Below are 19,006 nucleotides of genomic sequence, written 5' to 3' on the forward strand. Positions count from 1 at the left end.
TTGGTGTCATGTTGCTGTAGTGACAGATACTGCATAATATTTGCAGAGGTAGTTGTTAGGACTTTAATGAAGGAATTGTATGCGCTTATTAGTTGTTGAAGATGAAGCAAAAACGGGAGATTATTTAAAACAGGGACTAAGTGAAGCTGGTTTTCAGGTTTCTTTGGCGCGCAATGGTCTTGACGGTCATCACCTAGCAATGACCGAATTATTTGATGTAATAATACTTGATGTCATGTTACCTGACGTATCCGGTTGGAAAATTTTACAGTCGCTACGTGAAGCAGATAACAAAACCCCAGTACTATTTTTATCTGCTCGCGATAGCATAGACGATAGAGTAAAGGGGCTCGAACTTGGTGCTGATGACTATTTAATAAAGCCTTTTGCTTTTGCTGAAGTTTTAGCAAGAGTACGCACTCTTATTCGCCGTGGTGCAGTACAAACAGTTGACGATATACTGATAGTTGCTGATTTAGAAATGGATATTCCAAAGCGAAAAATACAACGTGCAGGCAAGCGTATTTTATTGAGTAATAAAGAGTTTAGCTTACTTGAACTATTGTTACGGCGCGAAGGTGAAGTACTGCCACGTTCGTTAATTGCTTCTCAAGTATGGGATATGAATTTTGATAGCGACACCAATGTGATTGATGTTGCCATTCGTAGGCTAAGAGCAAAAGTTGATGATGACTTTACTGTTAAATTAATTCATACAGTTCGTGGTATGGGCTATAAATTAGAGGTTGAAACTGATGGCTATTAAGTCACGGCCTTTATCACTTACGATGCGTGTTGTGTTGTTTGTGGCTGTAACCGTTATTGCGTGCTTAACTTTAGTTGCCACCTTAATAAATAGTTCGATAAAACATCATTTTTTCCAGCAAGATAGTAGTGAACTGCATGTTATTAATCAATCTATTGAATTAGTTTTAACACAACACTATAAATCAAACCTGAAACTTAAAAATGAATTATCTAACGCTGTAGCGGGTCATCACGGTGTTTACTATCAGGTAAATACCGCAAAAGGAGATCTCATTTTTCAAAGCTCTGAACGAGATTTTAGTGATTTTGTAATGAGTGCTAAGGCTTCAACTGGCTTTAACCGTAACAACATTACCTCATGGCAAAATGATACCCACACCTACCGAGCTCTGGTGAGTAATTTAAGTACTGGGCAACAGCAATACAAAATTACTACAGCGATAGACATGAGCTTTCATTTACACTTTCTCAATCAATTTCAGCAAAGCCTTTGGGTTATTATGTTTGGCTCAGCGGTACTCATTTTATTGGTGGCTTGGTTTGCTATACATCAAGGATTAAACCCTTTACGAGGTTTAAGTCAGAAAATACACGATATCCAAACTAATAAAATGGATGTAAGGCTCGATGAAAATAAAGTGCCTATTGAGCTTGTTAATATGGTGCAGTCGTTTAACTCAATGCTCGACAGGCTCCAGGGTGAATTTATTCGCTTATCAAATTTTTCTAGTGATATTGCTCATGAACTACGAACTCCACTCACAAATATAGTTACTCAAACACAGGTTGGATTATCTAAAAAAAGGCAGTTGGAAGAGTATCAAGAATTATTGTTTTCTAACTTAGAAGAACTTGAGCGATTAACTAAAATGGTTAGTGATATGCTTTGGCTCGCAAAAACTCAAAATGGGCTAACTAAACCCGTTCAGAACACTCTAAAAAGCCATGAAGAAATTGAAGCGCTGTTTGAATATTTTGATGCTTTAGCTGAAGAATCATCGCTGATACTTAATAAAGCAGGTGAAAACATCAGTTTTTATTGTGATAAACTACATTTTCGTCAATTGTTATCAAACCTGTTATCGAATGCTATAAGATATGCACCGAAGGGGTCATCAATTACGGTAAGTAGTGAAATAACATCTGTTGAAAAAGTATGTATCTGTGTGAGTAATACCGGCGAGAAAATACCTTCTGCACATTTACCTTATTTATTTGACCGCTTTTATCGACCAGATAAGTCTCGGCAACGCCATAGTGATGGAGCCGGTTTAGGGCTTGCAATAGTTAAAGCTCTAGCGCAAGCAAACAGTGGTGATGTAGAGGTCAGTTCAAATAATCAAACTACCAGCTTTAAAGTTTTTTTTAATTTAGCTAAAAGCTAATTATTAAAATTAATAACTCAATGTTTGCTCTCAGCATTTTGGCGAAGTTTAACTAAGTGTTGTGAGTTAAAGCACTCGATTCAGTACACTGATTAAATCGTTTCACAGGTGTTTCGTAGTCTAAGAAGAGCAATTTAGGTACTTCGCTATTTCTCTGAATGATTTACCTGCTGCTACGTAAGCGTATAGCTAACGACACCTAGCCTTGCTTAATATTCCAAGGTAGCAGTGGCTCAAGGTTACTTGGCTGCTCTGCAATATGTTGCAAGCACATTGAGATGTAGTCATGCACTACAAGATCATTTGCCTTTGCGGTTTCAACAAGACTATAGAGTATGGCGCTGGCATGCGCGCCATTACTGGTATTTGAGAACAGCCATAAAACCGCCCTATTACGAACGGTTTTATGGCTCGCTCTGCTCGGTTATTATCAATACTGAGCCTGCCATCATCGAGGTAACGCCTGAATTTCTCAAACTGGTTTATCGCATAGGTAATTGCTTTCCCTAGCGCCATTTGGGGAGGGATTTTATCTTTGTGTTTGAGTAACCATTGATACAATTCATCAACGATTGGTTTGGCTTTTTGCTGCCTAACGGTGAATTTTTCACTAACCGATTTACCTTTGATGGCTTGCTCAATACCATAGAGTTTGCGAATAAGGTTAAGTGCTACATCCGCTTTAACGGTTTTTTTATTATTGCCTTTGGCCTCGATGAACTTACGGCGTATATGAGCTAAGCACGCAACCAGTGTTGCCTTCGTTTGCTCGTATGCTTTGTAGCCGTCAACGTGCATGTAGCCTTGATAACCGTCAAGAAAACCAACTACACAGTGGGCCGCGCGACTATTATGATAATCAAACAGGACAATATTAGTGTCTTTACCCGGCTTATCATCGCCACAACAGTACAGCCACATATAGCTGGTCGCTTTCTCTGCGTTAATAACGTTTAACGAGGTTTCATCGCCATGAATAACTGCTTGAGATAACAAGATTTCTTTTAAACGCTGATAGAGCGGTGACAACAATTCAGCACAGCGTAACATCCAGCTCGACATGGTTTGCCTGCTCAACTCAATACCGATATCAGAAAATAACGTTTCTTGGCGATAAAGCGGCAAGCCAAACTGGTATTTACACATGATTATTTGGCTCAGTAAACTGGGCGTGGCGATACTTTTTGGAATAGGTGTTGCGGGCATTTTTGCCGTTTTCACTACACTTTCAATCCCTTCACGCTCACAGTGACGGCACGTATATTTAGGGCGAATAGTTTTGACAACCTTGATATGCGCTGGCACAAATTCGAGTGTTTCACTGCTGCTTTCACCCATTTTGTGAAGTGGGCTTTGACAGCAATCACACACTTTTTCATCCTCATCAAGGTCAACAACCACCTCGACTCGTGGTAACTGTGCTGGCAGTGGCCGGCGTTTCGGTTTGGCTTTTTCTTTCTTTACTAAGGGCGATGTGGCCAATAGCGCTTTATCATGTTCATCAAGAATGTTTTCTGCTTCATTGAAGCGCTCTCCAGCACCGGGCATCTTTTCAGATTTCTTCGCATACTCTTTGGCAAGCTTCGCGTTATAAGCTTGCAGTAATTCGTGAATTTGCGCATCTTTTTCAGCAACGACCTAGAACAACTCAAGCACCATGCGCTTGAGTTGTTCTAGGTCGTCAGGAAGTAAGTGTGCATCAATTTTCATGTTCGCAATTTAACAGAATTTGACGTTGTTTTCTTGTTTGACGCAAAGATAAAGCAGGCGGTGTGGCAACGATCATTTACTGTCAATATGATCGATTGATACTGCAATTCTTCATGACCAAGCACATCATATCCCGACAACAACCAATCCAATTGCCCAGGACTGAGTTCAAATTCTTGCAAACTGACTTTACTTGGCCATTTGAACTTTTGTTTTTCTAAACGCTTGTACCACAAAGCAAACCCCGTTTTATCCCAGTAAACCAGCTTGAGTTTATCTTTCGATTTATTGCAGAACAAAAATAATGCGCCAGTGTAAGCGTCACGTTCAAGCTCGCTTTCAACGAGTGCGACCAGACCATCAATGGACTTTCGAAAATCCACGGCGTCACGATGCAAGTAAATACGCGCGGGTTCAACAAACATTTTCATAAGGCAAGCTCACGCAACAATTGACTCAAATAAGCGACAGGCATTGTGGGTGGGAAGCTAATTTTCACGCTGCCGATAGTAAGCATGATCGGCAGTTGCTGTTCAGTGGGGGCGACGTGTTTAGTGACTTTTGCTTGAACAAAACGACTGGATTCAGTATTAAGCTTACTTCGTGCCGCATAAAAGCTTGTTTTAGATAAGGCATGTTGCTGGCAAAACTCAGTAATAGTTAAATCGCTGGCTTGTTGTTCTTCGATAATGTTACGCCACTGCTCAAGGCTACGTGTTTTTCTCATGGCTATCTCCTAATTGAAATTAAGAAATAGCTTAATCGGTTTGACGAATTACTGGCAGGTGCACTTTGCTAGACGCTTACACCTAAACCGAAAGAAATATCCGAACTGTCTTCACTAGAAAAATGAAGCGCACCAACAGTTGAATACTCCATCACCTTGAGTAAATCTGATATGGAAGGATAAGGAATGTTATGTATTCTAGATAATACCTTTTTACCCCATGAGTCCGGTAAAATATCATCAATGAATCCTAGGGCGGATTTATCACAATATAACTTAAAAACATTTGATGTCAGATGTAAGGTAGATGGATCTATAGGGTGTTTAACCTTTGAGAGATAATCCTTGTGGTACGCAAATTCAACACTATCTACTTGCTTTCTAGTGTTCTCTATTACCCCTGCAATACCACAACGGATAATGTCACCGGATGGTAGTTTGAATCGAACTTTGAATATGTTACTTACCACGTTGTAACCTTATCAATAATATTGAGTTCAAGTTCATTGTTGAGAAATAATTCTTCGAGGTATTTCTTACGGCCAAGAATAGTTAGTACCTTGCAGACTGTTCCCCACGCAACCCCTTCTTTTCCAGCTTCAAGGTTTTGAATCGTAGTGAGGCCAACACCTACTCTAGCGGCAAAGGTCTTTTGGGTATCATTGGGGAATTTTCTTTTTCGGAGGGTTTGTATTTCCTTCCCTTTTTTTAAAAACCAATCATTATCCATAAGCCTTACCAATTAAAACACCTGTTATAGCAGGTATTATATATCATTAATTCAATTAACACCTGTTATTTCAGGTATTAATTTTTGATTGTAATTAATGTTTTTAATAATTAAAGCTACCAAACATCTTGAATTATAGTGCCTCTCAAAAATTCATGCGCATTAAAATTTATTCCAGTCTGTTAATGATCCTATAGGCAACGGGGGACTTATTACACTTTAAGCCCTATATTCCTGTTAAGGGGTTAATTCATTTTTATTATCATACATCAATAAATTGTATAAAAAACAGGCTTAATAGTAATTTCGAGGGGATGGGCACAAAACCCCATTCAGCTGGAATTAGAAATGCCTTTAGGCAAGGCATTGATTGAAGAGAATGGTTATTCCCTTCTCAAAATCAATAAAGCAACATAAAGCATTTCTAAACCAGCCCTTGTTAACACTGGTCTAATACCGCCACTATTTGCCGAATTTACCAATAAACAGATCTTTCCCTATCAGAAATTAATCCCCTCAAATGATCTTGCTTAGTAGAATTTTTTGGATAAAAAATGTTCGACAAACAGGCAAAATTGCATTTGAAAACCATTAAACAGATAAGTTGAATTTAGTAAATCACAATATATAAGCAAGACAGGAATTTATAAAAATATATTGTGTACGGTCACATTAAATAATCCGTATCATTATTTATAAATACGGCTCCTGGTCATTAGCTCACGGCTGGCGCATTTTAATCCCAGGTTCTAACAGGGTTGAACGATAATCATCGTCTAGCCCTGCCATTTTCTTTTTCCTCGCCATACTTACTGATTTAGTTGTATCTCGCTTAAATAACGCCATGGCTATTTTTCTCATGACGTTAAACACAAGCGGTCCTTGCTTCTTACGTATTCTCGATTCATCTTCCCTAAAATTCATATCCAACATCCAATGCATACTTTCAACCTGCCAGTGGCTACGTACCGCATTGAGCGATTGCTCTGCATCTAGTGCCAACGAACTAATATACCAACGGGTTTCTATAGTGTCTGTACCCGCCGATTTATCGTGAACTTGTGCGGTGACTTGAATAACACTCTTTAAACCATACCATTGGTAAGTTTTGCCTAACCAACTTTTATCAATAAGTAATTGCTGACAAGTTCTTGTTTCAATGCGCCCATGCCCTGAGCTGATTTCGGCATGTTTATCATAGTTACTCTTGGTTAATCCTTCGCGCTCATTCTTATGCCACCAAGCTTATAATTCAATCTGCATACCCGAGTGGTTGCCCTTTAGCGCCAGAATATAATCCGCTTTCTGCTTAATTATTTGTTTAGCAATTTCTTGTTGGCACCCCATTGCATCAAGCGTGATAATACTATTTTCAATATCCAACAGGGTAAGTAATTCAGGAATTGCGGTGATTTCATTTGTTTTGCTATCAACGGCTGTTTGCCCTAACACTAATTGGTGTTGGCAGCTCCATGCGCTGACGGTATGTAAGGCACTTTTTCTATCTTTGGTTGTAAATGAACGACGTGCTGTTTTTCCATCAATGGCAATGATATCAGCACCAGTGGTTTCAATAAGTGATGATATCCAAGATTGAAATGAATGCTCTATTTCATCTGATTTTAACCGACAAATGACACGGGCAATGGTGTCGTGTCTTGGGATACCCTCTTTGAAAGCGCCATATTTTTTTAACCAATCAAGTTTTAGATGCCCAAAATCTTCAATATCCTCCCATCCTTCTGCGCCGGAGAGTACAGCACTAATGGCTAAGAGGAGAATATCGATAAGTTCATGCTTTTTACAGCGTTCAATGCGAGGATCGGTAATTGAATCAAAGTGTTTCAGAAAAGTAGCGCTCATATTAAGTGACCAAGGTGATTATAATGCCTTGATCTGATCGCTACTTGTTCTAGAAGTTCAATTTATAATGATCTTGCCGTGGATTGTCCTGTATAAACTACTTAATTTGATTGACTTGAGTGGGTTTCTTGACTACCATGTTTTTTAAAATTTTGATGTTAGAGTAAAAATGAAAAATACTTGGATTAGTTTGTTAGTAGTACTATCGATTGCATTGCAGTCGTTTGCTTCTGTGGCTAATTCAAATGAAAGTCATCAGATTGACTCTCTACATATTCAAACAGAACATTCCCATGATAGTGATGATATTGAACTTTTCGATGAATCATCTGACACTGAACATAATATTAAAGATTGCCATCATTGTGGTCACTGTCAAGGCACTCACACACAGTGGGTTGCCAGTAATAAATCTACACTACAGACCCCTAAACTTATTATTACAAATCAATATTTTTATGCTGATCATGTAGATAAAATATTCACTGAAGAACCTATACGCCCTCCAATCGTTTAATTTAGTTTTAAAGCTATATTCGTAACAAATTTATTCTTAACTAGCGCTTAATGTAGCCTAGTTGGTTTAGTTGCGGCATTTTATTATTAAATTAAGAGATTATTATGAAATTTTTCTCAGCAAAATCTGCTGGAATCGCATTATTTATCGGCTTTTCAGCAAGTTTATCTGTTAGTAGCTTCGCTTTTGCTAAGCCAACGCTATCGAGTGACTGGCTCGATCGGCAAATCAATAAACACCCTGATATTGTCTCAGCACGTGAACTCATGAATGCTGAATTTTCCAAAGCACAGGGCAGTAAGTTACCACTTTACAACCCAGAACTATCGACAGGTTACGAGCGTGAAGGTGACGGAAATAATTACAATATTGGTATTAGCCAAACGATTGACTTGTGGGATAAGCAGGCTGTTAATGCTGCTATCGGCGATAAAATATTAACGGCGGCCAGTAAACAATTCACTTATGCGATAGAGCAGAAAAAAGCACAAGCCTTAAAAGCACTTATTAATTGGCAACTTGCCATGGATAAGTCGTCACTTGCTTTTGAACAAGAGCAACAGTTAGAAATCTTGCTTAAAATTGTAACTAAAAGGCAGAAAGCTGGCGATCTTGGTCAGGTTGATGCTGAGTTAACTTTCTTGAATTTGTCGCAAATGCTTAATAAAACGGCCCAAATACAAGCACAGTTAACACAAGCTCAAGCCAAAGTTAATGAGTTGTTGCCTGATTGGCGTCCTGATACACAAGCATATCCAGAGAAGGGCTTAGGCGTTACAAACTTTCAAGTAGCTGAGCAGTGGTTAACGCAGCACCCGCAAGTATTAGCCTCTCAAGCACTGTGGCAAATGCAAAAAAGTAAAGCTCAATATGCCATGCTTGAAACCAAAGCCGATCCTACCATTGGAATTAGTGCCGGAAAAAATGATGTCGATAATGTTGTCGGAGTTACTTTTTCTATGCCGTTAAATATTCGTAATGATTACCAAGCTAATGCCAAAGCACAAAACCAACAAGCTATCGCCGCAGAAGCAAATTTTCGTTCAGTAATGCGTAAGCAAAAGTATTTGATACAGGCAAGTACTGCCTCACTAATCTCTAATAAAAAATACCTTGGCCGTTGGCAACAGTTAATGCAAGGGCGCGGCGAACACAGCGCGCAGTTATTGCAAAAACAATGGCAAGTAGGTGATTTAAATACCTCGGATTATTTATTGGCATTACAACAAAGAGCGGAAGGTTTATACGCGGGCATTGAATTACAAGCCCAGTTCAAAATAAGCGAAGTGCAATGGCTACTCGATGTAGGCCAATTAAATGCGGCAACTAAGCTATTAAACTAAACCTATTATATCACTTTACGCGGCTTGATGAGCGTGAATTGTTACAGAATTTGGAATTAAAAATGAAAAATAAAATAACTGATAAAACATCTCATAAAATAGTGAAAAAAATAAAACTCATTACCCTAAGTAGTTTATTTACTGGCTTAGCTGTCGTGTCAACTACGGCATTATCATATAACGATGCCGCTCTAGAAAAAACGCCAGCAGTAGAGCAATCCATCGTATTAAAAACTGACCATGATCATGACTCTGAAAGTGAAGAAGTGCATGACGAAAGTGGTCATGAACATGGTAGTGATGAAAGCAAAGACGACCATGCTGCGGAGGAGAAATCTGATGACGGTCATGACCATGGTAGTGAAACAGCGAGTAAAGAAACAGCTGAAGAAGAACATGAAGAAGGCATAAGTTTTAGTCCAGAAAAAATGGCACTCGCCAATATCAAAGTGACTAACTTAAAGCCGGCAATTTTTGCTAAAAGTATCTATGCACCAGGAGAAATAAAAGCGAACGGTTATACCAGTTACATTGTCTCTTCACGTACTGAATCGGTAGTGATCAGTCGTCATGCTATTTTAGGTGAACATGTGACTAAGGGTCAGTCTTTAGTTACCTTATTTAGTGAATCAATGGCCGAAGCACAAGCACAATATCGTGTTGCTTACAGTGAGTGGCAACGAACTAAAAAATTGGGCCTTGGCACCGTCAGTGAAAGCCGCCTATTAGCCAGTGAAACAGATTACATTTCAGCTTATGGTCGATTAACTGCCTTTGGTTTAACCAAAGCAGCCATTAAAGATATTGTAAAAAACAACTCATCAAATCTTGGTGAATATACCTTAGTCGCTCAGCGCTCTGGTGTGGTTTTAAGTGATGATTTCTCTCAAGGACAACGTGTGCCTGCCGGTGAAAAAATCATGGTATTGGCTGATGAAAAAGACTTATGGGTTGAAGCGCGTGTTTCGCCAAATAAAAAATTAAGTCTTCCTATTGGCACCATTGCAAAAGTTGAGTTTGCCGGGCAAGTGCATGTTGCCAAGGTCATTCAAGAAGCACATACCATTGATCCAAGTACGCGTACCCGAATCGTTAGACTGTCGGTTGAAAATACTGATGACAGTTTGCATTCAGGCATGTTTGTTAATGTAAATTTTCAGTTTGATACGCAAAGCCCTGTAATAGCAGTACCAGAAACAGCATTAATGCGTGGTGCCGATGGTGATTGGACGGTATTTGTTGAAGACCATTCTGGTGAATTTAAAGCCGTTGAAGTTGAATTAGGTCAGCCATTAGGCAATTACCGTCAAATTATCGGTATTGAGCCTAATACCCGTGTGGTAACAAAAGGTGCCTTTTTTGTTGCGTCAGAAATAGCAAAAGGCGGATTTGATCCGCACGGCCACTAGGGGAATAAGATTATGTTTAATAAAATGATTGATTGGTCGATCAATAATCGACTCTTAGTAATTATCGCCCTAATTGCTACTATGGCAGGCTCTGTTATGGTGATCCCAAAACTAAATTTAGATGCTTTTCCTGATGTAACCAATGTTCAGGTAGCGGTTAATACTGAAGCACCGGGCTTAGCCGCTGAAGAAGTAGAGCAGTTAATAACCTATCCCATTGAAGCAGTAATGTATGCGTTGCCTGATGTAGAGCAAGTACGCTCTATTTCAAAAACGGGTTTATCGGGTGTTACTGTTGTCTTTAAAGGAGGCACAGACATCTACTTTGCTCGCCAGTTAGTATTTGAGCGTTTACAAGCGGCAAAAGAGTTAATTCCGCAAGGCGTGGGCACACCAGCAATGGGACCTAACACCTCAGGTTTGGGTCAAGTTTTTCAGTATTTGTTAATTGCAGATAAAGATTCTGGTTATGATTCTATGACCTTAAGGAGCTTGAACGATTGGATAGTAAAGTTATTGGTTATGCCGGTAGATGGTGTTACCGACGTCTTATCTTTTGGCGGCAACGTCAGACAGTATCAAGTCAACATTGAGCCAAGTAAATTATTATCATATGAGTTAACGCAAGACGATATTGTTACTGCACTCGATAACAACAATGCCAATGTTGGCGGTTGGTACATGAACCGTGGACAAGAGCAATTAGTTATTCGTGGCACAGGTTGGTTTAATAGTGGCGAAGCAGGTTTAACTGATATTAGACAAGTACCGGTTAAAACGGTTGATGGTACTGTGGTGACTATCGAAGATGTAGCCAAGGTTTCGCTGGGTAGTGAAATACGCCAAGGCGCAGTTACTATGACGCGCAGAGATGCACAGGGTAACATTGAAAACTTAGGTGAAGTGGTTTCAGGTATCGTATTGAAACGTATGGGCGCAAATACTAAAGCGACAATCGACGGTATAAGTGCACGTATTCCAATGATCAACCAAGCACTACCTGAAGGCGTACGTTTTGAACCTTTCTACGATCAGGCAGATTTAATTACTAAAGCAGTTGATACTGTAGTGCAAGCATTAGCGCTGGCATTTATATTTATCGCTATCGTACTTGCTCTGTTTTTAATGAACTTACGCGCAACCTTTTTAGTGTTAATTTCAATTCCTATTTCAATCGCTATCGCCTTAATGGTGATGTCTTGGATAGGTTTATCGGCAAACTTAATGTCGTTAGGTGGTATCGCTGTTGCTATTGGTATGTTGGTTGATGGCTCTGTTGTGATGGTTGAAAACATGTTCAAACACCTTAATAGACCTGATTCAACACATTACAAAAATGCGCAAGCGAGAACGTTAGGCACAGATGCTGATCCCCACGATGTAGAACATGATAAAGAAGGCATTCCTCTACGATTAAAAGAAGCAGGAAAAGAAGTTGCACGCCCGGTATTTTTTGCTGCCTCTATTATTTTAGTGGTATTTACACCGTTATTTAGCTTTGAAGGAGTGGAAGCTAAATTGTTCCAGCCGATGGCTATCAGTATTATTTTAGCGGTTATTTCGGCTATTTTAGTGGCACTGTTTGTGGTTCCAGCCTTAGCAACCTTTATGTTTAATAAAGGCGTTAAAGAAAGAGAAAGTTTTGTCTTAAAACCATTAGATAAGCTTTATCGAAAAGGCCTCAAAGCCGCGATGAAACACACGAAAGTAGTTATTATTGCTTCATTATTGTTACTTGTGGGTGCAGCATCTTTAATACCTCAAATAGGGACTGAATTTGTACCAGAATTAGAAGAGGGTACCATTAACCTAAGAGCAACATTAGCGCCATCAGCAAGTTTAGAAACAGCCTTGTCGGTTGCTCCAATTCTTGAAGAAAAGTTAATGGAGTTCCCCGAAGTTGAATATACCCTAAGTCGAATTGGACGTGCTGAAATCGGCGGTGATCCTGAACCAGTTAATAACATCGAAATTTACATTGGCTTAAAACCTGTTTCAGAATGGACAAGTGCCAAAAATCGCGTTGAATTACAAGGTTTAATGGAAGAGAAACTTGAGCAATTCCCAGGGTTATTACTTAACTTTTCACAGCCCATAGCGACTCGTGTAGATGAATTACTGTCAGGAGTTAAAGCGCAACTTGCCATTAAATTGTTTGGACCAGAATTAGATATGTTGGCGAGCAAAGGTCAAGAAATTGAAGCGGCAATCAAACAAATTGATGGCGCAAGAGATGTAGCCTTAGAGCAAATCGCTGGTGAAGCACAGTTAGTGATTAAACCGAAAAGACAGCAATTGTCACGTTTTGGTTTGTCAGTTGGCGATGTCATGGAAGTGGTTAAAAACGGTATCGGTGGCGTTAGCGCTGGCCAAATAATCAATGGTAATGAACGTTATGATATTTATGTTCGCATTGAAGAAAAATACCGTGATAACCAAGAAGCTATTGCAGATCTGAGAATACAATCACCTACGGGTGCTTGGGTACGTTTAGGCGATATTGCTACCGTCAGTTTTGAATCTGGCCCACCACAAGTGCGACGTGATGATGTACAGCGACGCGTGGTAATTCAAGCCAATGTTCAAGGTCGAGACATGGGAAGTGTTGTTAGCGACATTCGTGCAGTTATTGATAGCAAAGTAGATTTACCTGCAGGTTATTCTGTAGTGATTGGTGGTCAATTTGAAAACCAACAACGTGCGCAGCAGCGACTATCAGTGGTAGTGCCTCTATCATTGGCACTAATTGCCTTGCTACTTTATTTCGCCTTTGGCTCTGTTGGTCAAGCGATGCTTATTTTAGTGAATGTACCCTTGGCCGTTATAGGTGGTATTTTCTCACTGTATATTTCAGGTCAATACTTGTCAGTGCCAAGTTCAGTCGGCTTTATCACTTTGTTTGGTGTCGCCGTGCTTAATGGTGTAGTCATGGTAGAAAGCATTAACCAGCTGGTAAAAGATGGTATAGACACCTCAAAAGCTGTTTTTGATGGGGCAGTATCTCGTTTACGTCCAGTATTAATGACCGCCATTACTTCTGCGTTAGGTTTAATTCCAATGCTGATGTCCAATGGAGTTGGCGCTGAAATTCAACGACCACTGGCGAGTGTTATTGTTGGCGGTTTGGTTACTGCAACGTTACTCACCTTGTTTGTGTTACCGGTTTTATATGCTTGGTTCTCAAAAGCCAAAATCAAAGATCTTAGAGACTAACGCGCTAGATAACTTAGTGACTTACTCATTAACTTACAAATTAATAAAGTAAGTAACTAATTTGATAGCACTATAAATCGCTACTAGCTAAGCTCTTGTCAAAAGCAGGGCTTAGCCAGTCATTTTCACTCGATGCAGAGATTCAATAGTAGGCTTTTATTAGCTTCGAATTTTTGCATCCTAAATTTAGGGAATAATGATGAAAAAGCTGTCGTTTTTCAATTGTTCGCCAAACCTCCTTATTATCGCCACCGTGCTATTTATTATAGTGACGGGCAATTCTACATTTTTTGAACAAGTTAATTCGGTATACCCGTGGCAAGATAATCAAGGTTTTATTATCGCTCTGACTCTTGTGGTAATGAGTGTATTAACCATTATTGTGTCATTTTTCAGTATTATCATTCCCGTTCGAATAGTACTGAGCAGTCTTTTACTCTTATCTGCCATGGCTGGTTATTATACCGATAGCTTTGGCACCATCATTGATAATGTAATGATTCAAAACATTGCTGAAACGAATATCGATGAAGCAACTGACTTACTGTCATTTGAGTATTTTTTAACTGTTTTGTTGTTAGCCATAGTACCTATAGCTTGCCTTTTTATGGTCAAAATAGATAAATCGTCATGGACAAAAAACTGTTGGCTACAAATAAGTAATACCATCATGGCACTTGGTGTAATTACTGTTTCACTTTATATTTTTAGTGCTCAATTCACTAATTTCTTTAGAGAACACAAGCCATTAAGATTTTACTTAAATCCTATCTATCCCATTTACTCTACGGGATTTTTCCTCAAGGACGTGCTTGAACAGCAAGAAAATAACGAATTTTTAATGGTAGTAAACTCTGCCAATGATATTGATAAAGAGTCGCATAAAAAACTCTACATTGTCATTGTCGGTGAAACTGTCCATGCGGGTAATCTTTCTATAAATGGCTATAAACGAGAAACTACACCATTATTAGCTCAAAGAGATGATTTAATTAGTTTTGATGAATTCTATGCTTGTGGCACATCAACCGCGATTTCGGTCCCTTGTATGTTTTCATTCGATAACCGAGAGTCATTTGATAATAAAAAAGCACGGCGAACACAAAACGTATTAGATGTTATTTCCAAAGCCGGGGTAAGTGTCCTTTGGCGAGACAATAACTCTAGTTCAAAAGGCGTCGCAGATCGTGTCGAATACCAAAATTTCAAATCACCTGAGCTAAATTCAGTGTGCGATATAGAGTGTCGTGACATTGGTATGTTAGACGGTTTACAGGGGTATATTGATGATCAAGAAGGTAGTGTACTCATAGTGCTTCATCAAATGGGCAACCACGGCCCGGCATATTACAAACGATACCCCAAAGACTTTGAGAAGTTCACTCCTGCCTGTCAAACAAGCGAACTCTCCGCCTGTGAAACTAGCGAAATTGTTAATGCGTATGATAATGCCATTCTCTATACCGATTACTTTATCAATGAAACCATTAATTTATTAGAAGAGAACAATACCAACTTTGAAACTGCCATGTTTTATATTGGCGATCATGGTGAATCGTTAGGTAAGAACGGACTCTACTTACATGGTATGCCTTACATGCTGGCGCCTGAAGAACAGACTCATGTACCTTTAATTGCTTGGTTCGGCTCTTCATCACACGTTGATATGGAAAGTACGGTCAAACAAAGTAAAAAAGAAAGTTCTCACGATGTTTTTTCTTTTTCTTTACTACATGCGTTAAATATCAGCACAGATATGTCATTGCCTGAAAAAGCGCCATCACCACTATTTGTTATGCAAGAGGAAGAGTAAATGTCAAATAATAACCATACGCACAGCCATGCACATAACCATGACGGAAAATTAAGCATGGCAGTATTTATCAATATTTTACTTACTGTGGCCCAAATTATCGGCGGGGTTTTATCAGGTAGTTTATCCTTGATTGCTGATGCGCTTCATAACCTCAGTGATGCAGGCGCTATCGTTATTGCGATTGTTGCGAGAAAAATTGCAAGAAAACCCGCTAATAGCCAAATGACTTTTGGTTTTAAACGGGCTGAAATTATCGGGGCATTAATCAACAGTACTACCCTTATTATTCTTGGTATATATCTCATTTATGCCGCAGTTGAGAAGTACTTTAACCCTCAACCTATTGATGGTTGGATTGTTGTTTGGATTGCGACAATAGCCTTAGTGATTGATTCCATAACCGCGTGGTTGACTTATCAAGCAGGCGCGAAGAATAACTTGAATCTCAGAGCGGCATTTATTCATAATTTATCTGATGCCTTTGCTTCTGTCGTTGTCATTGTTGCGGGTAGTTTGATCATTTTATATCAATGGTATGTTGTCGATTTATTGGCAACCATACTTATCTCGGTTTATGTGGTGTACCACGGTATTATTTTAGCTAAGCAAAGTATTCGTATTTTAATGCAAGCGGTCCCCGTTGATATCGATATCGATAAGATTTGTAAGGATATCGAATCAATGGAGAATGTTGAAAAAGTAAGACACATTCATGTGTGGCAATTAGATGATAGCGAAGTGTATTTAGAAACCAGTGTTAACTTAAAAACGATGGAACAATTCCAAGATCTTAAGCCAATTAAAGATTTGCTCGCAGCTCAATACGGTATTCACCACTCGACCATAGAAGTGGTAGTAGGGAACACCTTGCAAATGGAGAATTGTTTTGAACTTGAGTAAACACCTGCTTTATTCAATGTATGCATTAACGCTTATTGCTTTTTTATTTGAAACAACAAATAGCGATATTTGGCTTCAAAATTTGTTATTCAATGCATCCAACCAAACGTGGTTAATTGATAAATATGAAGAGCCTTATCGTTTTATTTTTTACTTGTTGCCTAAATACAGCATTATTTTGTTGGCACTGTCGCTCATTGCTTTTTACGTTATCGCTTGTAGACGCAAGTACTCTAAGCACTTTCAAAAGCGATTATTAGTGGTTATTTTCTCTTTGATGTTAGTGCCGTCAGTCATCGGCGGTTTAAAAGCAACAACCAATGGTGCTTGTCCTGCGCAGCTTGAACTATATGGCGGCGATGTCCCTTATGTTAAGGCGTTTGAATTAATGCCTGAATCGTTTGAGTCAACTAAAAAGTACAAGTGCTTTCCTGCGGGTCATGCCAGCGGTGGTTTTGCCTTAATGTCATTATTCTTTTTGTTTTATCGTCCGAAATACCAATGTATTGCGATAGCGTTTGCTGTTTCTACTGGCTGGATTATGGGGAGTTATAAGATGGCGATAGGTGACCATTTTTTAAGTCACACACTAACAACGATGACGTTGTCATGGTTAATCATTTGTTTGATAGCCGCGGTAGTGTTTCGTACCTTACACTTTCTTAATTCCAAACCTAATGCTAAGAATAGCCAACAGGAGCCAATCAATGGGTGCTAAGCAAAAGCCGACGGGAATAAAACGAATATACCTAGCAGCGGGGCATTCACTCAGAGCGTTTAAATGGCTGATAGCAAATGAAGCAGCGTTTAAACAAGAATTCTGGCTGTCAGTTCTTCTCGTTGTGGGCTGTTTATTCTTTCCATTTTCACTTTTTGAGTACGTGTTTCTTTGGTGCGCTTTATTATTCGTATTGTTGGCAGAAATCTTCAATACCGCTATTGAGGCAGTAGTCGATAGAATTGGCGCGGAAATTCATCCACTGTCAGGTTTAGCGAAAGACTTAGGCTCTTTGGCTGTGATGGTGAGCGTTATCATCGCAACTTTAATATGGGCTGGTGTATTTATTCAGCACTTGAGCTTATGAAGTGTAAATGTTATTAGAATGTATAATAATTCAAAAATATATTTAATCTAATACTCTATGTTAGACAATTAAGAATATTTTCAGCCATGTCCGCTATAGATCAAAAAATACAAACATTTTTAGCCAAAACACTCAAATAGTAACTTCTGCTGTAAGCGTATAGCTAACGACACCTAGCCTTGCTTAATATTCCAAGGTAGCAGTGGCTCAAGGTTACTTGGCTGCTCTGCAATATGTTGCAAGCACATTGAGATGTAGTCATGCACTACAAGATCATTTGCCTTTGCGGTTTCAACAAGACTATAGAGTATGGCGCTGGCATGCGCGCCATTACTGGTATTTGAGAACAGCCATAAAACCGCCCTATTACGAACGGTTTTATGGCTCGCTCTGCTCGGTTATTATCAATACTGAGCCTGCCATCATCGAGGTAACGCCTGAATTTCTCAAACTGGTTTATCGCATAGGTAATTGCTTTCCCTAGCGCCATTTGGGGAGGGATTTTATCTTTGTGTTTGAGTAACCATTGATACAATTCATCAACGATTGGTTTGGCTTTTTGCTGCCTAACGGTGAATTTTTCACTAACCGATTTACCTTTGATGGCTTGCTCAATACCATAGAGTTTGCGAATAAGGTTAAGTGCTACATCCGCTTTAACGGTTTTTTTATTATTGCCTTTGGCCTCGATGAACTTACGGCGTATATGAGCTAAGCACGCAACCAGTGTTGCCTTCGTTTGCTCGTATGCTTTGTAGCCGTCAACGTGCATGTAGCCTTGATAACCGTCAAGAAAACCAACTACACAGTGGGCCGCGCGACTATTATGATAATCAAACAGGACAATATTAGTGTCTTTACCCGGCTTATCATCGCCACAACAGTACAGCCACATATAGCTGGTCGCTTTCTCTGCGTTAATAACGTTTAACGAGGTTTCATCGCCATGAATAACTGCTTGAGATAACAAGATTTCTTTTAAACGCTGATAGAGCGGTGACAACAATTCAGCACAGCGTAACATCCAGCTCGACATGGTTTGCCTGCTCAACTCAATACCGATATCAGAAAATAACGTTTCTTGGCGATAAAGCGGCAAGCCAAACTGGTATTTACACATGATTATTTGGCTCAGTAAACTGGGCGTGGCGATACTTTTTGGAATAGGTGTTGCGGGCATTTTTGCCGTTTTCACTACACTTTCAATCCCTTCACGCTCACCTAAGACTGAACTATTACATCTATAACTTGCTTTTATGCTATGGCTGGGTGCAACAGTATTCCCTATTACAGCAAATTAAGTAGAGAATGATATGGGTATCATGATGTGTCTGGATTTAAACGAAAATGTTTAATTAGTCATTAGAAATTCGATAAACAAAATAACGTAAGTGCATAGCTAAATGAATTTAAAAAATTCCTGAGGAAAATTTGAAACTTATGCTCAAACGCGTTGGCTACAGTATAATATTCTGAGTATCAATGTATGAGTAAACGCTATTAAAGCAGTATTTATTTGAACCTGTTATATGTAGTAGCT

Annotated in this window: 16 protein-coding genes and 2 pseudogenes; 10 read left to right on the forward strand and 8 right to left on the reverse strand. The window is 39.2% G+C overall.

The features are described from left to right. Positions 1 to 79: 79 nt before the first annotated feature. Both JG479_RS15485 and JG479_RS15490 read left to right on the forward strand, forming a co-directional pair. Positions 80 to 766 (forward strand): heavy metal response regulator transcription factor, encoded by a 687-nt coding sequence (locus tag JG479_RS15485; protein ID WP_002963239.1) that lies wholly within the window; start codon positions 80 to 82, stop codon positions 764 to 766. Next, positions 756 to 2,153: a heavy metal sensor histidine kinase gene (locus JG479_RS15490; protein WP_200219620.1), complete on the forward strand. Its 1,398-nt coding sequence runs from the start codon at positions 756 to 758 to the stop codon at positions 2,151 to 2,153. Before JG479_RS15485 ends, JG479_RS15490 begins: the two co-directional genes overlap by 11 nt. A 199-nt stretch (positions 2,154 to 2,352) precedes the next feature. On the opposite strand, the pseudogene tnpC (JG479_RS15495) reads toward JG479_RS15490, so the two are convergent. The 6 genes and pseudogenes from tnpC (JG479_RS15495) to JG479_RS15520 form a co-directional block, all read right to left on the reverse strand. Then, a pseudogene (gene tnpC / locus JG479_RS15495) lies at positions 2,353 to 3,767 on the reverse strand (IS66 family transposase). Positions 3,768 to 3,859: 92 nt separating this feature from the next. After that, positions 3,860 to 4,294 (reverse strand): IS66 family insertion sequence element accessory protein TnpB, encoded by a 435-nt coding sequence (gene tnpB, locus JG479_RS15500; protein ID WP_024596287.1) that lies wholly within the window; start codon positions 4,292 to 4,294, stop codon positions 3,860 to 3,862. Next, positions 4,291 to 4,590, reverse strand: a complete 300-nt coding sequence (gene tnpA / locus JG479_RS15505; RefSeq protein ID WP_002963294.1) for an IS66 family insertion sequence element accessory protein TnpA — start codon at positions 4,588 to 4,590, stop codon at positions 4,291 to 4,293. Before tnpA ends, tnpB begins: the two co-directional genes overlap by 4 nt. A gap of 68 nt (positions 4,591 to 4,658) precedes the next feature. Then, positions 4,659 to 5,060: a HipA N-terminal domain-containing protein gene (locus JG479_RS15510; RefSeq protein WP_200219621.1), complete on the reverse strand. Its 402-nt coding sequence runs from the start codon at positions 5,058 to 5,060 to the stop codon at positions 4,659 to 4,661. Next, positions 5,054 to 5,320, reverse strand: coding sequence for a helix-turn-helix domain-containing protein (locus JG479_RS15515; protein ID WP_024596285.1), 267 nt, complete (start codon positions 5,318 to 5,320; stop codon positions 5,054 to 5,056). The genes JG479_RS15510 and JG479_RS15515 overlap by 7 nt, the downstream gene beginning before the upstream one ends. Before the next feature lie 720 nt (positions 5,321 to 6,040). Continuing rightward, positions 6,041 to 7,183 (reverse strand): annotated as a pseudogene (locus JG479_RS15520) (ISAs1 family transposase). A gap of 169 nt (positions 7,184 to 7,352) precedes the next feature. On the opposite strand from JG479_RS15520, the gene JG479_RS15525 reads away from it, so the two are divergent. The 8 genes from JG479_RS15525 (at position 7,353) to JG479_RS15560 (ending at position 17,466) form a co-directional block, all read left to right on the forward strand. After that, positions 7,353 to 7,700, forward strand: coding sequence for a hypothetical protein (locus JG479_RS15525; RefSeq protein ID WP_010554760.1), 348 nt, complete (start codon positions 7,353 to 7,355; stop codon positions 7,698 to 7,700). Between the two features lie 104 nt (positions 7,701 to 7,804). Beyond that, positions 7,805 to 9,043 (forward strand): TolC family protein, encoded by a 1,239-nt coding sequence (locus JG479_RS15530; protein WP_154904222.1) that lies wholly within the window; start codon positions 7,805 to 7,807, stop codon positions 9,041 to 9,043. A 62-nt stretch (positions 9,044 to 9,105) separates the two neighbouring features. Then, complete coding sequence (locus JG479_RS15535) at positions 9,106 to 10,452, forward strand: efflux RND transporter periplasmic adaptor subunit (protein ID WP_154904221.1); 1,347 nt, start codon at positions 9,106 to 9,108, stop codon at positions 10,450 to 10,452. 12 nt (positions 10,453 to 10,464) lie between these two features. Then, the gene (locus tag JG479_RS15540) at positions 10,465 to 13,665 is read left to right on the forward strand and encodes an efflux RND transporter permease subunit (RefSeq protein ID WP_200219622.1); all 3,201 of its coding nucleotides are present in this window, start codon (positions 10,465 to 10,467) and stop codon (positions 13,663 to 13,665) included. 196 nt (positions 13,666 to 13,861) lie between these two features. Then, positions 13,862 to 15,478, forward strand: a complete 1,617-nt coding sequence (locus JG479_RS15545) for a phosphoethanolamine transferase (RefSeq protein ID WP_225913280.1) — start codon at positions 13,862 to 13,864, stop codon at positions 15,476 to 15,478. After that, complete coding sequence (locus JG479_RS15550) at positions 15,479 to 16,381, forward strand: cation diffusion facilitator family transporter (protein ID WP_154904219.1); 903 nt, start codon at positions 15,479 to 15,481, stop codon at positions 16,379 to 16,381. Next, positions 16,368 to 17,099, forward strand: a complete 732-nt coding sequence (locus JG479_RS15555) for a phosphatase PAP2 family protein (RefSeq protein ID WP_200219623.1) — start codon at positions 16,368 to 16,370, stop codon at positions 17,097 to 17,099. The genes JG479_RS15550 and JG479_RS15555 overlap by 14 nt, the downstream gene beginning before the upstream one ends. Beyond that, positions 17,089 to 17,466, forward strand: a complete 378-nt coding sequence (locus JG479_RS15560) for a diacylglycerol kinase (RefSeq protein WP_154904217.1) — start codon at positions 17,089 to 17,091, stop codon at positions 17,464 to 17,466. Before JG479_RS15555 ends, JG479_RS15560 begins: the two co-directional genes overlap by 11 nt. Before the next feature lie 173 nt (positions 17,467 to 17,639). Here the strand turns inward: JG479_RS15560 and JG479_RS20150 are convergent, their stop codons facing one another. Both JG479_RS20150 and tnpC (JG479_RS15565) read right to left on the reverse strand, forming a co-directional pair. Next, a complete protein-coding gene (locus JG479_RS20150; protein WP_021032142.1) occupies positions 17,640 to 17,732 on the reverse strand; it encodes a hypothetical protein in 93 nt (30 codons plus the stop codon). Beyond that, positions 17,732 to 18,661, reverse strand: a complete 930-nt coding sequence (tnpC, locus tag JG479_RS15565; RefSeq protein ID WP_234047862.1) for an IS66 family transposase — start codon at positions 18,659 to 18,661, stop codon at positions 17,732 to 17,734. The genes JG479_RS20150 and tnpC (JG479_RS15565) overlap by 1 nt, the downstream gene beginning before the upstream one ends. Positions 18,662 to 19,006: the final 345 nt, after the last annotated feature.

The organism is Pseudoalteromonas sp. LC2018020214, from assembly GCF_016598755.1.
Classification (GTDB): domain Bacteria; phylum Pseudomonadota; class Gammaproteobacteria; order Enterobacterales; family Alteromonadaceae; genus Pseudoalteromonas; species Pseudoalteromonas distincta.